An 18,032-nucleotide genomic window follows, 5' to 3' on the forward strand; every position below is an offset into this window, starting at 1 on the left:
TAGATTTAGTAATAAAAATTCAAGCATGAATATCACTTGAATTTTTATTTTTTTTAATACTTAACCACTTGAATTGAATTGACATCAGCAGATGCAGTATCAACTTGTTTAGGGTTGTCTTCAATTAGCTGAGAAATTGTCTTATGTTTATCGCTATTTGAAATAAATATTTTTTGAAAAATGTTATATTGTTGACTCTTTTGCGCAAATTGAACACCTGAAAATCTGAATTTTAAAATACTACTATTTAATTTGATAGGATCTGAAAGTGCAAAAGAACCATCATCTCCTTGTAATACTATATAAACAAATTTATTTTCAGGAAATTCTAAATGTTCATTAAATTCTATAACACCAGTTTTCTCCGTATCACGCCCTACAAAAAATTGTGAGTTTTTTCTTCCGTCTCTCATACCTTGGAATTTTCTCAATTCAAAATAATTTTTTAATTCATCTATTAAATTATCTAATTGTTCGATTGTAGTAGCATCGTTTAGTTTTTTGATAAATTCTACTTTTTTATCTCTAGAATTTATCGTTGTTCCATCAAAGATAGTTTTAGCGATATTTCACTTTGTGTTATATTGTTTAATATCTTCCAGTAAGGTATTTAATTTTTCTAAGCTATCAGATTGACTTAATTGAGTTTTAAAAGTCTCTTTTTTAGAATTATTTTGAACTTTATTTATTTCAATGTAAATTTCATTTATTTTGTCATCATATTTACTAATCTCAGTTGATAATGAGTTTAGTGCACCTAGATTTTTCGCTGCATTAAATTGAGTATTAAAATTAGACTTAATTGTTGAATGCACTTTTGAGCTATTTATTTTGTTTGTAATTTCTGCTCGTTTATCGCTATATAATCTGTTTATTTCAACAACATATTGATCTAAAACTTCTTCGGATGGTCCATTTGGATTGATATTTTCGTTAGTAAATACATTACCAATCTTACCACTATAATCATTTAAATGTGATCGATCACCTTCTAACAAAGGTAATGATTTACGAGCATCAAGTATTTTAGAATTCCAGATATCTAACCCAACCTTTAAACTATTGTTAATAGTTGTTTCGTTTATATTCTCAGAAATTTCTTTTGGAGCATTAAATGTATAACTTTCTGGTAATCCTTTGTCTGATTTAGTAGTTGTTTTTAATTTTCCTAGTATAACATTCGCTTTATCAGCGACAGTTTTTAATATATTAAGTGACGACTCGATAACTTCATCATAATCTCTTTCGCTATTAGTGTCAGAAACTTTATTTGATAATCGACTTTTTTCATTTATCTTATTCAGGATTCTTTCTGCTGTAGTTCTTTTTTCATTTAAATGTGCTTCAGCAAGACTAATAACTTGATTCATTTGATCTATTGTAGAATTATCATCATTCATAGTATTATCTCATTCTCTTTTTTGTTTATCGTCGTTTAATCTATTTTTTAAAGGAATCCAATTAATTCTAATTTTTTCATTTCTAATTTTCTTTCTGACTTCTTCAAGTTTTTCAACTGTTGTTGCTTCATTTAATTCTGCTTCTAAATTAGATTTATTTGGATTTTTTTGATCTAGACCATTTAAATCCGCTTGTATTTCTGCTAACTTAGCTTTAAATCTTTCGACTTTTGCTTTTAACGCTTTCGCATTATTTAGATTGTTTATACTATTTCATTCTTTTTCTAATTCTATTCTATTAGTTTGTTGTCCGACATTATCGATTAATTCTTTAGTTGAGTTTAATGATTTTGATAATTCTGTTACATCAGTTAAAATATTGTTTAATACTATTTCGTCGTTATTTGTTAAATTATTAACTCTATTTAAAAATACTTTATTTTGCCCATCTTGAGTTAATTTAGTATTAATATCATTAATTGCTTGATCTTGTTTTAATCTAAAATCAATTTTTGAAATAATATTGTTTAATGTTGAATATAAACTATTATTACCAAGTATTTCTTTATTAGTGTTCATAAAGGCTTCGTTAACTAATTGATTAAATTTAGTTTTATCTTCTTGTCTAGCTAATTGATTTTGTTTATTTCTTAAATTTTGTAATGTTGTTTTAATTTTATCTAAATTACTACTAATTGTATTAATTTTAGCTATATTATTTGCTTTTGAACTATTTATTTGAGAAGCAAAGAATGTTTTAGCTTGTGCTTCATTGGCAAATGAATTATTATTTTTAGTTGTTAATTCATTTGATTTTGTAACAGTATTAATAGCAGTTTGCTTCAATGTGAGTAAGTTATTACCATTGTTTATTCATTTATTTTTTTCTGAATTTAATTCAGACCTTGCATTTTCAGGCATTTTATTTATTTCATTTTGAACTTCTACTCTTATATTTTGCATTCTAGTAATAGCATTTTGTTTAATTGTATCTAATTGTGCTTGAGTTGTAGCATTTTCAATCTCAATATTCTTTGCAGATTGTTCTGAATTTGGTAATTTATTAACCTCAGCTTGTGCCGCTTCTCTTGCTAATCTTATATTATTTTTTTGTTCTTCTAGTTTTTGGTTTACATCTCTTTCAAGAGCAACTAAATTTTCGTTTTCATTTTCGACTCTCTGGTTATAATCTCTTCTTAAATCATCATTATGTAATTGGTTTATTTTTTCTTTAATTGATTTAATTTTAGCTTCACGATCTGCTTTTTGTTCTAACTTAATTATTTTAGTTAAATTATCTGTATTTCGAGAATCTAATTCAGTTAATAATTCGTTTCTTTTTCCGTCATCTAGAGTGAGTGAATTTATATATTGTCTTGCTGAAGACTTTCTCTCTATTAATTTTCGTGAAACCTTACTAATAATTATGTTATCTTGCTCTTCGGTTCAATCAGATATCTCATTTAATTCATTTTTTATTTGATTATATGATTGGTTCTCTGAATTCATTTTTTCTTGAGAAACAATAGTATTATCAGTTAAATGAATTTTTTCAATTTCGTCTTTTGTTGCTTTTGATAATCTAGCTTTTTCGGTTTCTAATTTTTTAATAGATTTTTCCATTTCAGGAATTGAATTATTTGAATTTCCTTCTACTTCTTGTCTTACTGCATTATTAGATAAGAATTTTGATTTTAGCTTTGTTAGTTCTTTTAACTTATCATTTACTTTTGTTTCAATTTGTTTTCTAATTTTATTCACTTCTTCAATATTTGGAGCTTCGTTAATTTTGGTTTTAAATGAATTTGCATCATCTTGTGCAAGTTTTGTTTCAGCAAAAGTTATAGCTTTTGTTTTAGCATTATTAAGAGCGTCTTCTTTATGAATCTCTCCCATGGCTTGATTATAAATTTCGTTTATTTTATCAACACTATTTTGTTTAGCTAAAGCATTTGATAATCCCTCTTTTTTAGTAGCATTATCAATTTGATTTATTTTTACTTTTGTATATTCTTTTGCTTTTGCAATAATTTGATTATCATGATAATTTTTTAAATCTTTTATAGTATTTAAGTTATCTACTGATAAGTCTTCATTTCCTTCTATAAGTTTATCAATTTCACCCTTAATTTCTGACTTTTTAGTATTAAATACATCATCACTTGTTGCAATTAAAGTATTTAATTCATCTTCTGTTTGAGCGGATTTTAAATCAGTTTTTGCTTTGATTCAACTATTATCTCCTTCTAATTTAGCAACAGAATTTTTTGCCTCTGTCTTTTTAGCGTTCAACATAGTAATTGCTTCATCTTTTTTAGAATTTATATCAGCAACACTTGTTGAAGATTCGATAAAAGCTAATAATTCACCTTTTTTATCATTATTTGAAGATAATTTATTAATTTCAGTTTTAGCAGCTTCTCTAGCGATAGTTACAGAAACCAAGTTTTCTAATTCTTTTAATTTTTCGCTTGTATTAGCTTGCTCTATTTGATTTCTTAAAGATTCTTTATCTTGATCATTTGCAACTTGTTCTAATTTAGTTTTCGCTCATGTTCTAAGTTTTTCGATTTTTTCATTAACTTTGCTAACTACTTCTTCATACGCTTCTTGAGTATTAGTTGATTTAGCAGTTTCTAACTTATCTTGAAATTCAGAATAATTATTTTGACCTTCGATATTTGTGCTCAATCTTTGAACATCTTCTTGTGCATTATTTTTAAATTCTTCTAACTCTGTGATCGCTTTATTTTTGACATTAGCAATTTCTGTTTCACTAATAGCGTTTGATAATTTAGTATTTAATCCGTTTCTTGGTTCTTTATTTTCAGTTAATTTAGCAATTTCTGCATTTGCCGAAGCTAATTGAGTGTCCATATGATTTTTTAATTTTTTTAATTCGACATCAACTTGATCTTTTGTTTGAGCATTATTTACTTCTGAAAGTAATGTATTTTTTAACTCAGTGCTTGAATTTAATTTTTCATTAATTTGTTTTCTTGCTTCTTCTTTAGATGTTTCTAGCTCAATATATTCTTTTCTAGATTGTTGTTTAGCTCTTTCTAAAATTGCATTTAAAGCAGAAATTTTTTGTTCTTTCTCTTCGTCACTATTAGGTCTTGTAGCTAAAATATTATTTAAATCTGTTTCCATTGTACCTTTATCAAGTACTTTTTTAATTTCATCAGAAACATATTTACCAAGTTTGTTAACTTCTGAAGTATTTTCTAATTTATGAAGTTCTCTATAATTTGTTGCATTATTAGCTTCTGTTAATAATAATTCTTTATCTTTGTATTCAGAAATAGTAACACTATTATTTTCAAAATGAGCTGGTTCATTAATTTTATTTTGAGTTTGTTTTTTTAATCTATCAAACTCATCGTTTAAATCTGTTTTTAATTGTTTTAAAGTAGTTTCATTTGCATCCGGTGTATTTCTATTTTTGAATAAATTGTAATTTTCAGAATCTTCAATTTTTTTCAGCAATTCTGTAATTTCACCTTGTAAATCACTAATAATTTTTTTAGCTTGGTCTTCTACCGTTTTAACATCTTCTAAAGTTTTTGCAGCATTAATAGCATTTTCTTTTTCTGTTTTATCTTCTAATTTATCAACAAATTCTAATGCTTTTTCTTTAGCTTGTCTTAATTTTTCGTCTTGAACTCTTTTATCGTTATTAATTTGAGATTCGATTTCATTTAATCTATCTAATGTTGTAGCAGAATTTATCTCATTGTTATAGTTTTTCTTACCTCATAAACCTTCAGCTATTTTTTTAAGATCTTCTTTTTTAGCTTTTATTAATGCATCATTTTTTATTTCATTTAATTTAGCAATATTTTCAGCAGAATCTTTTTGAGAAATTAAGTCATTTTTATTTGTTTGATCATCAACTAAATTAATAGCATCTTCTGTTACTTTTTTAACTTTCGCAAATTCAGCAATAGCTTGTTTTTGAATGCTAAGAATTTCCTCTTCTGTATCAATATCATTAGAATCGATTTTTTCTTTTAATGAATTATATAAATTAGATCCATCAATTTTTTCGACAGCAGTTGCAGCAATTTGTTTCATTCCGCTAATTTTTGCATTTAATTTAGAAAGAACTTCGTTCGCTTTAGCTTTTGTTGTAGCTGAATCAATTAATTCAAGCAATTTGGCTTTAGAATCCTCTTGAGTATCATTAGGGTTATCGTTAAGCGAAGTCTCAATTTTATTTTTAACTTCTTGTTTTAAAGCACTTAATTCACGGTTTTCATTGTTTTTAAATGCACTAGCTTGATCATATATATCTTTCAACACCTCTAATTCATTTCTTCATTTTGTTGGTGTTTCAGAAGAAACGTCTTTATTGGTAGCATTGTGAATTTTTTCTAAAAACTCTTGTTTTTTATCGTTATCTTCAATTGTATTAACTAAATTTGTAATAAAATCTTTGGATTTTTTATTAGCATCTTTTAAAGCTTGATCTAATGTATTTATAGTTTTTGCGGAATCTAACTTAGTTAAAATTTCGTTATTAGTATCATCGAAAGAAAGATTTGATGTTACATATTCTTTATATAAATTTCTAACTTGATTTATATAAGTATCCATTTTTTTAACGATATCATTTATTTCTTTTTCGTTTGATGCAGAATCTAATTCTCTAGCAAAATCATTATATTTCTCTAAATGTGTAGGTGATTGAGTATCACGTCCTCTTGGTTGAATTTTATCTGAAGAAGTGTTTTTAGCTTGATTTCTTATTCTTAATAATTCAGCTTCTGCATTTGTTTTAACTGTTTTAACTTTTTCTAAATCTGTTTGATTATTATCGTATGAATCTAATAATCCTTGTAATTCGATACGTTTTGAATTATCTTGAAGCAATTTATTAAGAGCTTCTTGAGCTTGTTCCTTAGCGATTACAAACTCACCTTCTTGTTGTTTTCTTGCTTCATCAACTTTAGATTTTAAAGTTTGTAATTTAGACTTATTAGATCTATCATTTGTTAAATCATTTAATTCATTTTGAAGTTCTATTCTTTTTTCGTTTTCAGTTAATTTATTAATTCCTTTTTGAATCTCTTCTCTTAACTTTTGATTATTGATTTGATCTTTAATTTCATCTAATTTTCTAATATTTTCAGCATTATCTATTGTAGTTTCAAACTCTTTTTTAACCTGTTCATCTGTTAAAGATTCAAGAAGAGTTTTTGTACTATTTTGTTTATTTGAAAATAACTCTTTTGCATTATTTAAAACACTGTTAATTTCAGATTCAGATGTTGCATCAGATAATTCATTTTCTTTTATAGTTTTTTCGTTGCTTCCAACTAATTTTTCAATAAAAGGAGTAACTTCACTTTTTTTGTTAGAAATAAAATCGTTAATTTGAGATTTGATTTCTGCTAATTTTTCATTAGTTCTAACAGCTTCAATCGCTTCATTAAATTCATTAAACTTTTCTGTTGTGACATTTATTTTTTTATTTAAGGATTTTACAATTTCTATTTCTTTTAATAATTCATTATTATAAGCTTGCTTGTCATTAATTTGTTTTTCTAAACCATTTTCACTATTTATTAATTGTTCAATTTCAGTAGCTTCGTTAATTCTATTTTTAAAATCTTCTATTTGATCTTCGAAAACAATTTTTGTTTTTAACGATTCAATCAATTCTTCTTTTTTATGTTGTAGTTCTATTTCTTTTTCTAATTTATTTAAATCAATAACTTTTTTAGCTTCATCCAATTTTTGAGTTAAATTAGATTTAACTTCTTCATTTGTTAGTGTTTCAAGGTTTGATTCAACTAAAGTTTTTTTAGAATCAAATATACTTTTCATTTCATGAATATATTGATCTAATGTTGATTCGTTTACTTGCTCTTTATTTAATGAAGATAAAATATCTTCATATTTTTTATGATTTACATCATCACCTTCAAGTGAAGTTAATTGGTCAATATAATTTTGTCATTTTTCGTTAATCTTATTTTTAACAACATCTCTTTGACCTTGAGAAATTCTTTCAGATGTTCAATTATCTTTTGAAATAACAATCGATTTATCTACTAACCTATCAATTTCTCTTTCTGTTACTAAATTAAATTCAGATAATTTTTCATCAATTAAAGCACTTAATTCATTTAAATTAGATTCATTTTCTGCGTTGTTAATATTTGACTCAATTTCATCATGTAACACCTGAGAAACATTTATAGTTGCATTTAGTTTCTCTAAAACTTTTTGTTTTTTAATTTCAAATAATTTTATTGCTTCGTTTTTTATTTCGTCAATTTGTTCTTGTGTTGTAGCATTATCAATATTAGATAACATATTATTGTTTGATAGTAATTTATTAGCTTCAGCTCTAGCAGCATCTTTAAGTTGTTCGATTCTTTGATCTAAATTAGAAAGTGCTTGATCAACTTGAACAAGATTTTTAGCTCCTTGAGCTTCTAATAAAATATCATTTCTTTCACTACTATCTAAAAGCTTGTCGTTTATCTCTTTTGTTGCTTCATCGATTTTATTTTTTAATTCATTTTGTTCAACAGCAATTGTTGTATCAATATTTTTAATTAATTTTCTAGATTCGTCTAACGTTAAATCTTCTCTTGCTATTTGATCATTAAATAACTTAATATTTTCGTCTTTGTATAATTCTTTTATTTTTTCGTTAACAATATCTTTGTTAGCTTTTATTTCATCTTTTTCTTTTTGAATTTGAGCATCAATTTTACGATTTATTTCTGTTAGTTGTTCGTGATTTGCAACATCTTCAATTTCTTTTGCTAATTTTTCTTTTTCGGATTCTTCTTGAACTTGTTCCAATTTTTTAGTTAAATTTTTTCTTACATTTTCAATATCATTTGTTCTTCTTATATCGGTTAAAAGAGAATCTAATTCAGAAATATTTTTAGCATCCTTAAGGCGTTGTTTAAACTCCTCTTTAGAAGGATGAGTTTCATCTAAAATATCAAGCTGATCGATAACCTTGCTTTTCTTATCTCCGAAAGCCTCACCAGCTTTTCTGATTATATCTTTAAGTAAAACTTCATTTTTTGCTCCACCTAAATCATCATTTAATTCAGAATGTATTGTATCATCACCTTTTGTTGTTTCAATAGCTTCGATTGCTTGAGTTCTTAAATCACCTAAAAATTCGTCTACTTTTTGAATAATTTTAGCAACTTCAGATTTAGTTCTTGATTTTTCAACTTCTTCAAATAATTCACCTTTTAATGGGTTACTATCTGCAATATCAACTATCTTATCTAAAGCGGCATCTTTAGCTTCTTTTAACTCTTGAGCTTCTCTTTTTAAATCTTCATCAACTTTTGTTTCAATTTCTTTTAATTGCTCAATATCTAACGCTTTTGAAATTTGGTCTGAATAATCTTTTTTATCTTCAAGTTCTAATACTTTTTCATCAATAGTTTTTCTTTTCTTTTCAAACTCAAGTTGTTTGTCAACTTTTTCTTGCAATTTCTCAGCTTGTGTGATATCTTCAACATCAATTAATTCACCATTAAATTCATTAGCTTTTGACTTGTTTTGAATTTTTAAGATATCAGATTTAATTTGTTCTTTCTTAAGTCTTAAGGCCTCTGCAGCGTTTTTTTCAGCCTTAATCAATTCATTAACTTTATATCTAATTAATCTAAGTTTTTGTTCAATTTCATCTTGATTGATATTAGGTTGATTATTAGAATCATTCATTGCAGAATCTAATTCTGCTTTAAAATTATTTTTCTTTTCTAAATCATTTATATTTTCATCAACAAAGTAAACTAATTCATCATGTGTAAGTTTATTTGCCTCTTCAGCATCATGATATGAATTAGCTTCAGTTTTAATTAATATTAATTCATCAGAAGTAGTTGCTTCTTCTCATCTTTTTGTTAATTGTTCTTTTTTGACTGTGTGTTTTACTTTATTTATTGCAATTTTTGCTTCTTCTTTATCTAGTTGGAATTGATACAATCTATCTATTTCAGCTTTGGCTTTTAATGCTTCGTCTAATGATTTTGCATTTTGTAATTTTTCTTTTAATTCTTTCGCCTTTTCTTTATCGTTTAGTTTTTCACTTGTATCAGAACCTTTTGATTTTGCTTCAACATAATTTTTAATAGCACTTGCTTTTTCAATAATTTTAGAATATTCTCCAGCGTTACCGTTCTTATTTAAAGAAATTAATTCATTCTTTAAACTTTTCTTATTAACTGTTTCGCCTTCAATTACTAATGTTATATTTTCGTCTAATGACTCAACTTGTCTTGTAGCTTCATCAATTAAACCATCCATATATTCTTTTACATTTGAAGCCACTTTTTGAATGTCAAATTGTGTTTTTGCTTCCGATAAATTTAATTCATAATCATTTTTTAGACGTGTTAGACCTTTTAATCTTTTAATAACATTTTTAGTTTTTTCGGTTTCATCACTCAAAATATTTGTAGCTTCATTATAAATTTCATCCATTTTACCTAATTCGTTTGTAGACGAAAGTTGTCCTAAAAGTTCATCTTTTTTAGGATTATTTAATAATTTAACCACCTCTTCCACTTCTTTTTTTCTCATTTGTAGAGAAATTAAGTCATCAACTTCTTTTTCAATATTAGTTAGTTCATCTAAATTAGTTGAATTTAAAATATCATTTGTGTATTTGTGTTTAATTCCATCAGAAAGATCAGAATCATTAACTTTTTTAGATAATTGATTTTTCTTGTAATTTATTAAACCTTCGATACCAGAGTTAGATTTAAGATAATTTTCAACTTCTTTTTCCAATGAAATTAAATCATTCATCGATTTTGTATTGTTTATTTCGTCCAACTTATCAATAAAATTATTTTTATCATGTTCATCATCGATTACATCAATTAAATTTCTAACTTGTTCTCTTTTACGATCGAATTCTGATAAATTTTCACTTCTTAAAATTTCATCAATTTTATCTTCTATAGAACCTAAATCACCTAATGTCGAATTATCTAAATCTACAAACACTTCTGATTTTTTAAAAAGATTTTTAATTTTTTTAGCTTTATTAACTACAGGAACATATTTATCTAATTCATCTTTTAATTCTTTTAGTTTAGATAAATTATCTTGACTATCATTTAGTTTTTCATTAAATTTGTTTCTTAATATTTCCGGTAATGAAGAAATAATTGTTGATATAGAAACTTTATTTTCATTAATTTCTTTTTCTTGATTATTTAAAATTTCTTTTAATCTACTAAGTTGTGTTTTTGAATTATCAGTACTTGTATCATTTTTTAAATCACTAATTAATCCATTTTTAACATTAATATCTTGTACTTCATTTATTAATTTATCAAACTCAATAATATAATCAAGACTATCATTATAATCCATCATTTCATTCTCGTTTAAAAAACTAGTGCGATTTAGTTCTAAATTTTTCAAAACATTTTCTTTTGCTTTAATAGAATTTTTTAAACTATTAATAATAATCTCAACAATTTGATCAAGTTGTTTAAATTGATTATTTGTTTTTAAATTTGAATCTATTAACTTAAATTTATTTACTATGTTTTCTTTTGACAATTTCAATTTATCTAAGATGTTTTTAACTTGTTCATATCTTATTTTATAATCTTGCTTTTGATTATATCAAGATCACACAACGGTAACTGCCGTTGATATAGAAACAATGGCCGCAAGCCCAGAGCTTGTGAACATTGTTCATTTTTTATTATTTTTAATCATTTTTACCTTATCTTTATTTTATAATCTTAATTATTTAATTTTTAACAAACATAAACTTACTTTGTAAGTTTATAAAAATATTATAAACAAAAAAAAAAAAAAAAGAAATTAAAAAGTGAAATTCAGCTTTTTTGTAATTTAACATCGGTAATTTCCTTTTAAGCCTACATAATATGTATATTAGTAATTTTTAATTCCATTTTTAACTTTATAATCAAAAAATAAAAATATCATTTTAATTTCTAGAAAATACATTACAGTAATGTGTAAAAGTAAAAAATATTTATATTTTTAATTTTAAGCGTTGAAAATCAAAAATATAAATATTAATTTTTAGTGCGAGTTAAAAATCATTTTTAATTTTTAAAAATATATAAATAAAATTTTTATTCAAAAACTTGATATTCTTAATTAAAAAAATGTGGATTTGATATCATAAAAAACTTTTTTCACTAAAATTAAGGCTTTTTTAAAAAAAATATGTATAATAATAAAATATATAAAGACCAAAAATATTAGGAGTAAAAATGACAAAAAAAGAATTCATTATCGAAGTTGCCGATAGATTAGAAATGAAATCAAAAGACGTAGAACAATTTTTAGATGCATGTGTTTTTGTGCTTAAAGAACAATTAATTGCTGAAGATACTGTTAAACTTGCTCAATTAGGTATTTTCTCAACAGTTGTAAAACCACAACGTACAATAACAAATAGATTTACAAAAGAATTACAAGTTGTTCCTCAAAAACGTGTAATTAAATACAAACCATCAAAATATCTACGTGATTTAATTGATTTAAAAGCTTAATATATTCAATATCCCAGGAAATTCAAGAGTTAATTCTCTTGAATTATTTTTTATCTCTTGATAATTAATTGACTTAATATTTGAATTATTATAAATATAGTCAAGATAATTGATATCTACAAAATAAAATTCGTTATAATGTGAAAAAAATAAAATTAAGAAAGAAATACCTCCATTTAAATGTATTGATTTCAAATATTCAAATTGATGTTTTTTAATGTTATCTAGAGAAAAGCGATCTATATTAACACTTTTAGCTTCAAAACAAATAAATTTTCCGTTATAACAACCAATATAATCTACAGTGCTTTTTCTTGTAACTTTCGCATCTAATAATCTACTTTTCTTATAATCTTTTTCTACTCCTTTAAAAACTATACTAAGGGATTTCTTTTCAATAAATGCTATATTATTTTGTCATAATCAGGAAATTGTCTTATTTATAACACTTTCCAAAAACATTCCTCTATTCTTATTATTTAACATAACTATAATGTGCTAAATTTTAAAAATAAAACAAAAAAAGAAAAAATAATTAGTTTTTAATGTATAGAAATATACTATCAAACTCAGTTAAATTAAGAATTTAAAAAGCATATGATTAAATTAGGTAAAAAATAACACTTTAGAAATAATAGAGTTCTATTTTTATAACAATGAATTTAAATTTAAATAAAAAGTTAGATATTAAAAATCATTGATTAATTTGGTTTTAAATCCAAACCATTTGAATAGCAAATATAAAAAATACACAAAAAAATTAAAAACAAATACTATTTATTGGTACTCGAAAACAAACACGATTTTAAAATAAAATTTATAATAAGTCAAACATCTAATGATACAATAATATTATTAAAAGTTATATTAAAAATTAAAACTCTAAATACTTCTATAATTATCATGGTATAGAATAGGCCGATTTGATGTGAAAACAGCCTAGCAAAAATAATTTAATTGATATTAACTCGCTAGAAAATTACACTTTAGAATATTTATTTATAAACCTCGAAATAGAGAAAGAAGATGAAGTAATTTTATTAGGTATTTATAATAAAATAAATAAATATTCTATTTATTATAATTGCAAAAGATTATTATAAGAAGCAACTCGAAACTCTTAATGGATACATAAATATTGATATGAATTTTTCGTCAAATTATGATTAATTAACTTACTGTTTTAAACATACTTTACTTGATTGATGATTATTTCACTTACACAAAAAATGATAATGATATCAAAGTTTCTCAAGAAAAGAATTTAAACAAAGAAAATAATTAGAATATTTCAAATAAATCAAGAATACATATTAAATTTTTAAATTACTTTTATTCAATAAAAAGAATTGAAAAATATATTAAAAAAATGAATTTTGATTTAAAATCTAAAATAACACCATATTCTGAATTTGTAATTCAAAAAGGTACTATGGCTATGGAAGCAGCAATTTTAAGACATGTTAATGCTATTTCTGATAATGTTTGAGAGCAAGAGGTAGTACCTGAATTGAAAAAAATATTGCGAAAGTGATGTAAGAGCAATGATTATGGTTTATGAGTTTATAATGTTTTTATTTAGAAAAAGATTTCCCGAAATTGATCAATTTGAATACAAATTAATCGATGTAGAAGGCGAAGACAACTATTATTCATATAATTCAGGAAAACTAGTTTATGGATTTAAAAAATAAAACTTAATATTTTTTTGCTTTACCATTTATAATTTTATTTTAAATTAATCCACCCACTTTTATTTTATATTCTTATAAAAAGAGGGGTTAAAAATAAAATAGGTTAAACGTATTTTTTCTTTGCTATTATACATTTATTTTAACGAGGTCAACACACTTTGGTTTCAAGGTCTTTATAAAAAATCTAATTTAGTATTTAATTAATTGTTTTATATGATATAATAATATTACATTTTGATGGAACAGTACTCAAGAGGCTGAAGAGGCGGTCCTGCTAAGACTGTAGGGGAGGCAACTCCCGCGGAGGTTCGAATCCTCTCTGTTCCGCCATTTTTTTATACTTTTTTGTGTTTTGAATATTATTCAAAACTTTTTTATTTCTTTTATTCTTATAATTTTTTATTAAAAAATCAAAGCAAACTAATGCTTTGATTTTTTTATAAATTATTTAATCATTATAATTTAGCAAAGTAAACTACTGTTCTAACTAATTGAGAAACGTATGACATTTCATTATCATATCATGAGAATAATTTGTACACATTACCTTCTGAAGTTTTTTGAACTTGTGTTAATAATGAATCGAAAATTGATCCGTGTGTTTCACCAACGATATCTGATGAAACAATTGGGTTTGTTTCATATTTAAATGATTCACTTTCAGCTTCTTTCATAGCTGCGTTTACTTCTTCTAATGTAGGTTGTTTTTCTAATCTAACTGTTAAGTCAACGATTGAACCTGTTAAAACAGGAACACGAATTGCTGAACCGTCTAATTTACCTGCTGCTTCAGGAACTACTAATCCAATAGCTTTAGCTGCTCCTGTTGTTGTAGGAACCATGTTTGATGCTGCTGCACGTGCTCTACGTAAGTCACGGTGTGGAGCATCTTGTAATCTTTGGTCTCCTGTGTAAGCGTGAACTGTTGTCATTAATCCTGAAACAATTCCAAATTTATCTGATAATACTTTTGTTAAAGGTGCTAAACAGTTTGTTGTACATGAAGCTGCAGAAATTAATTTGTCATCTGCATTTAAAATGTCATGGTTAACATTGTAAACAACTGTTTTAACATCTGAATCAGATGGTGCAGAAACAACAACTTTTTTAGCTCCAGCTTTTAAGTGTTTTTCAGCACCTTCACGTTTTGTAAAGAAACCAGTTGATTCAACAACAACATCGATTCCTAATTCACCTCATGGTAAGTTTTCTGGATCTCTTTCAGCGAATACTTTAATTTCTCTACCATCAACTACAATAGCACCTTCTTTTGCTTTAACATCTGCATTTAATGCTCTAAATGCAGTATCGTATTTTAATAAGTGTGCTAATGTTTTAGCATCTGTTAAGTCGTTAACTGCAACAACTTGTACATCTGATTGTGATTCTAATAATCTACGGAAGAATAATCTACCAATTCTACCGAAACCATTAATTGCTACTTTTTTCATTTTATCCTTTCAAAGTGTTTTATTTTTTATATAAGAACATAACTTCTTTGTTATGTTTTAATAATTATAAACTTTTTTAACTTTTTATTTTATTTTTTTTAAAAATATTTCTTATATAAAAAGATTTTTAAAAAAGTTATAAAAAATAAAAAACATCTTTTTATGACGTTTTTTGAAGTAAATTAATCCTTTTTTTAGATTCGAATTGGTAATCAGTTGCATATAAAAATCCATTTTTAAATTTTAAGATTAAAGAATTATTATGTTTTTTCTTATTATGAGCATAAAAAATTTTTACTCTTTTTTCATTAAGTAAAATATAAGCCCCTGGATTAGAACTAAATGCTCTTATTTTATTAAAAGCATCTTCAACAGTCAGTGACGAATCTAAAAAAGCATCTTCTTTCGATAATTTAGGAGATAATGTGGCTAAATCATTATTTTGTCTTTCAATTATAAAATCATTTTTTTCAAATTTATTCAATCAATCTACAATTTTTTCTTGTGCCAATATACTTATTTTTTTAAACAAGGTATCTGATGTATCAAATTCAGAAATATCAATTTTTGCTTTGAAGATAATGTCTCCAGCATCCATTATTTTATCCATGAATATTAAACTAATTCCTGTTTCTTTATCCCCGTTTAAAAGGGAATATTGTATTGGGGCCGCACCTCTATATTTTGGCAAAATAGAACCATGAATATTAATAGAGCCTAATTTAGCAATTTTTAGCACACTTTCTGGAATGTATTGTCCGAAGGCACATGTTAAAAAAATATCATACTCTAAATCTTTTAAATCTTGCTCGATATCTTTAATTTTAGTTGGTTGAAATAACTTTATATTGTATTTATTTGCAAGCATTTTTGTTGGAGTAGGGGTTACTTTGTTACCCCTTTTGTTAGGTTTATCTGGTTGTGAAACTATAGCAACAACATCAAAATTATTGATAATTTTCTCGAAAATAGGTACCGAGAAATCAGGTGTACCTGCTAAAACTATTTTCATTATTTATCCTCCAAATACTTATCATCAATTCACAAAAATTTCGGTTCTGATAATAATTTCATTGTCTTTATAATTTTTGTTGCCAAAGGTTTTAATTTTTTAACTTTTTTTGAATTAGAATCTGAAACAATATAAGCGTCATCTTTAAAAATATATTTATGTAAAAAAGACAAGCTAAAATAAGCTCCAAAATATACTTTTTTATTATTTGATAGTCGATTTGAAATTATATTTAAAAAAACTCTTTCTAAAAATCATGAAGATAATGTTTTCAACCCGATTTCGTCGATAGCCAAATATTCAATTTGACTAAGTTCGTAAATTAAATTATTAATAATTTCATTTGAATTCTCTTTTTTTAAACTATTTTTGACATAATCATCTAATAAATTTATATCAATATAAGCAACATTAAAATTTTTTTGAGCAATTAAATTAACATAAGAACTTAAAAATTCTTGTCTAACACTATCTACATCACCATAAACATAAAAATTCTCAAAAAACTTATTTTTATCTTTTTTAAGATTTTTTAAAAACTCTCAAACGGCATTTCCTCTTTTTATTTGACTTATATTTGAAGAAATAACATCTGTAGTTGGTTTAGAAATTTCGGTAAATGCAATATTCTCTTTCATCATATAATTTTTTGTGATCGAATTTTTCGAAAAAGTAGAATAAAATTCCAATTTTTCGTTTTGATTTCTTCTTACTTGAATAAGAAAAAATACATCCTTCGATGAATTATTTTTTCGCATTATAGAAAAATCATTTCTATTTTCAATTATTTCCTGATCTGAAATATTATACTTATCTAAGTACTTAATTAATTCAGAATCACTTTTTATAGAATCGATGAAAGTTTTATCATCAACAACTAAATTAGAATTGGCAAAATTAAGTTTGGGATCAATAATTTTTAATTTGCTATTCATTTCTACCTTGAATATTATTTTTTAAAACTATAAACTCGTCGTATATTGGTCTTAATTTACTATTATTAAACATTTTACCAATTAAATATTCTTCAGCCTCGTAATAATCATTAATATTTTGTGTTTCTAACTCTTTAATTAAAGTATTAACATACTTTGTTCAAGAATCTGTTTTGCGCGCTTTACGACCAATAAACATTGCTAGATTTAAGACTTTATAATCTGTAACTTTACTAGCTCAAAATGAAATTAAGTCATTATCCACCATTGATAATGAAATTTTATTAATTTGTGAATAAAATTCATCTGGTTTAAGATTTATTATCGCATCATAAGTATTTGTGTAAATAACACTCCCCGCTTGAAGAGGTATTTTAATATGTTGATTTTTAGTCATTACTCTTAATTCATTTTCTGTATATTCTTTTTTACCAACATTTGTGTAATGTTGTTTAATATTATTTTTAGAACTTGTTTCATTAGGATTAAACATATCAAAGAAATTTGTTGTAATGTCTTCATAATTAGAATCATCAATAACGCTAATTTTATGTTTTTTGGTACTTATTAAGTAATTCAAGTTAGATAAACCAATATTATCTTTTATTAAATTAGAAATATATTCATTATTTATAATACCGTTATAATCGAGTGGCTTTTGTAAATCAAAGATAGAAATAGCTTTTGAGTTGTCGTTATATAAATTAATTAAACCTACTGCCTCTAATTTTTTACGAGCAACATTTAAACTATCTATATTAATATTTAAATATAAACTTAAGAGACTAAATGGAAACTCAACCTTACGTCAATTAGATTCCTTCACAAGATCTAATAAATACTCATATAAGTAAACTGCCTCAGCACCCAAAAAAGGCCCGTAAAAAAGTCTAAGATTTTCACGATCCTCATTGCTAATAATAGTTGTTTTACTTATTTCGAAATTATCATAGTCTAAATTTACTTTTTCCATTATGTCCTCCTAAAATTTAGTAGCTTTATTAT

General features: G+C 24.7%; 9 protein-coding genes and 1 tRNA gene. 4 read left to right on the top strand and 6 right to left on the bottom strand.

Going from position 1 to position 18,032, the window contains the following annotated elements; genetic code table 4:
* Window positions 1-53: 53 nt before the first annotated feature.
* Entirely contained in the window at window positions 54-11,126 is an 11,073-nt protein-coding gene (locus tag KQ876_RS02095) for a hypothetical protein (RefSeq protein WP_216490080.1), read from the bottom strand.
* 527 nt (window positions 11,127-11,653) lie between these two features.
* Here KQ876_RS02095 and KQ876_RS02100 point away from each other — a divergent pair.
* Window positions 11,654-11,935 carry an HU family DNA-binding protein gene (locus tag KQ876_RS02100; RefSeq protein ID WP_205852075.1) on the top strand — a complete coding sequence of 94 codons (282 nt, stop codon included), beginning with the start codon at window positions 11,654-11,656 and terminating at the stop codon, window positions 11,933-11,935.
* Here KQ876_RS02100 and recU read toward each other — a convergent pair.
* On the bottom strand, window positions 11,924-12,421 hold the full coding sequence (gene recU, locus KQ876_RS02105; RefSeq protein WP_205852074.1) for a Holliday junction resolvase RecU: 498 nt from the start codon (window positions 12,419-12,421) through the stop codon (window positions 11,924-11,926). The genes KQ876_RS02100 and recU overlap by 12 nt on opposite strands.
* Window positions 12,422-13,304: 883 nt before the next feature.
* On the opposite strand from recU, the gene KQ876_RS02110 reads away from it, so the two are divergent.
* The 3 genes from KQ876_RS02110 to KQ876_RS02115 all read left to right on the top strand — a co-directional run bounded on the left by KQ876_RS02110 (window position 13,305) and on the right by KQ876_RS02115 (window position 13,959).
* Window positions 13,305-13,517, top strand: a complete 213-nt coding sequence (locus KQ876_RS02110) for a hypothetical protein (RefSeq protein ID WP_216490081.1) — start codon at window positions 13,305-13,307, stop codon at window positions 13,515-13,517.
* On the top strand, window positions 13,504-13,629 hold the full coding sequence (locus KQ876_RS04190; protein WP_255533602.1) for a hypothetical protein: 126 nt from the start codon (window positions 13,504-13,506) through the stop codon (window positions 13,627-13,629). Before KQ876_RS02110 ends, KQ876_RS04190 begins: the two co-directional genes overlap by 14 nt.
* A gap of 239 nt (window positions 13,630-13,868) precedes the next feature.
* Window positions 13,869-13,959 (top strand) — tRNA-Ser (locus tag KQ876_RS02115).
* A 125-nt stretch (window positions 13,960-14,084) separates the two neighbouring features.
* Here the strand turns inward: KQ876_RS02115 and gap are convergent.
* From gap to KQ876_RS02135, 4 genes are all read right to left on the bottom strand, one after another.
* Window positions 14,085-15,080, bottom strand: a complete 996-nt coding sequence (gene gap, locus KQ876_RS02120; protein ID WP_205852072.1) for a type I glyceraldehyde-3-phosphate dehydrogenase — start codon at window positions 15,078-15,080, stop codon at window positions 14,085-14,087.
* 160 nt (window positions 15,081-15,240) lie between these two features.
* Window positions 15,241-16,092 (bottom strand): methionyl-tRNA formyltransferase, encoded by an 852-nt coding sequence (gene fmt / locus KQ876_RS02125; RefSeq protein ID WP_205852071.1) that lies wholly within the window; start codon window positions 16,090-16,092, stop codon window positions 15,241-15,243.
* Window positions 16,092-17,027: a hypothetical protein gene (locus tag KQ876_RS02130; protein ID WP_205852070.1), complete on the bottom strand. Its 936-nt coding sequence runs from the start codon at window positions 17,025-17,027 to the stop codon at window positions 16,092-16,094. The genes fmt and KQ876_RS02130 overlap by 1 nt, the downstream gene beginning before the upstream one ends.
* Window positions 17,020-18,000, bottom strand: coding sequence for a hypothetical protein (locus KQ876_RS02135; RefSeq protein ID WP_216490082.1), 981 nt, complete (start codon window positions 17,998-18,000; stop codon window positions 17,020-17,022). The genes KQ876_RS02130 and KQ876_RS02135 overlap by 8 nt, the downstream gene beginning before the upstream one ends.
* Between the last annotated feature and the right edge of the window lie 32 nt (window positions 18,001-18,032).

Origin of the sequence: Mycoplasma sp. CSL7491-lung (assembly GCF_018913965.1) — a bacterium.
Taxonomy (GTDB): domain Bacteria; phylum Bacillota_I; class Bacilli_A; order Mycoplasmatales; family Metamycoplasmataceae; genus Mycoplasmopsis.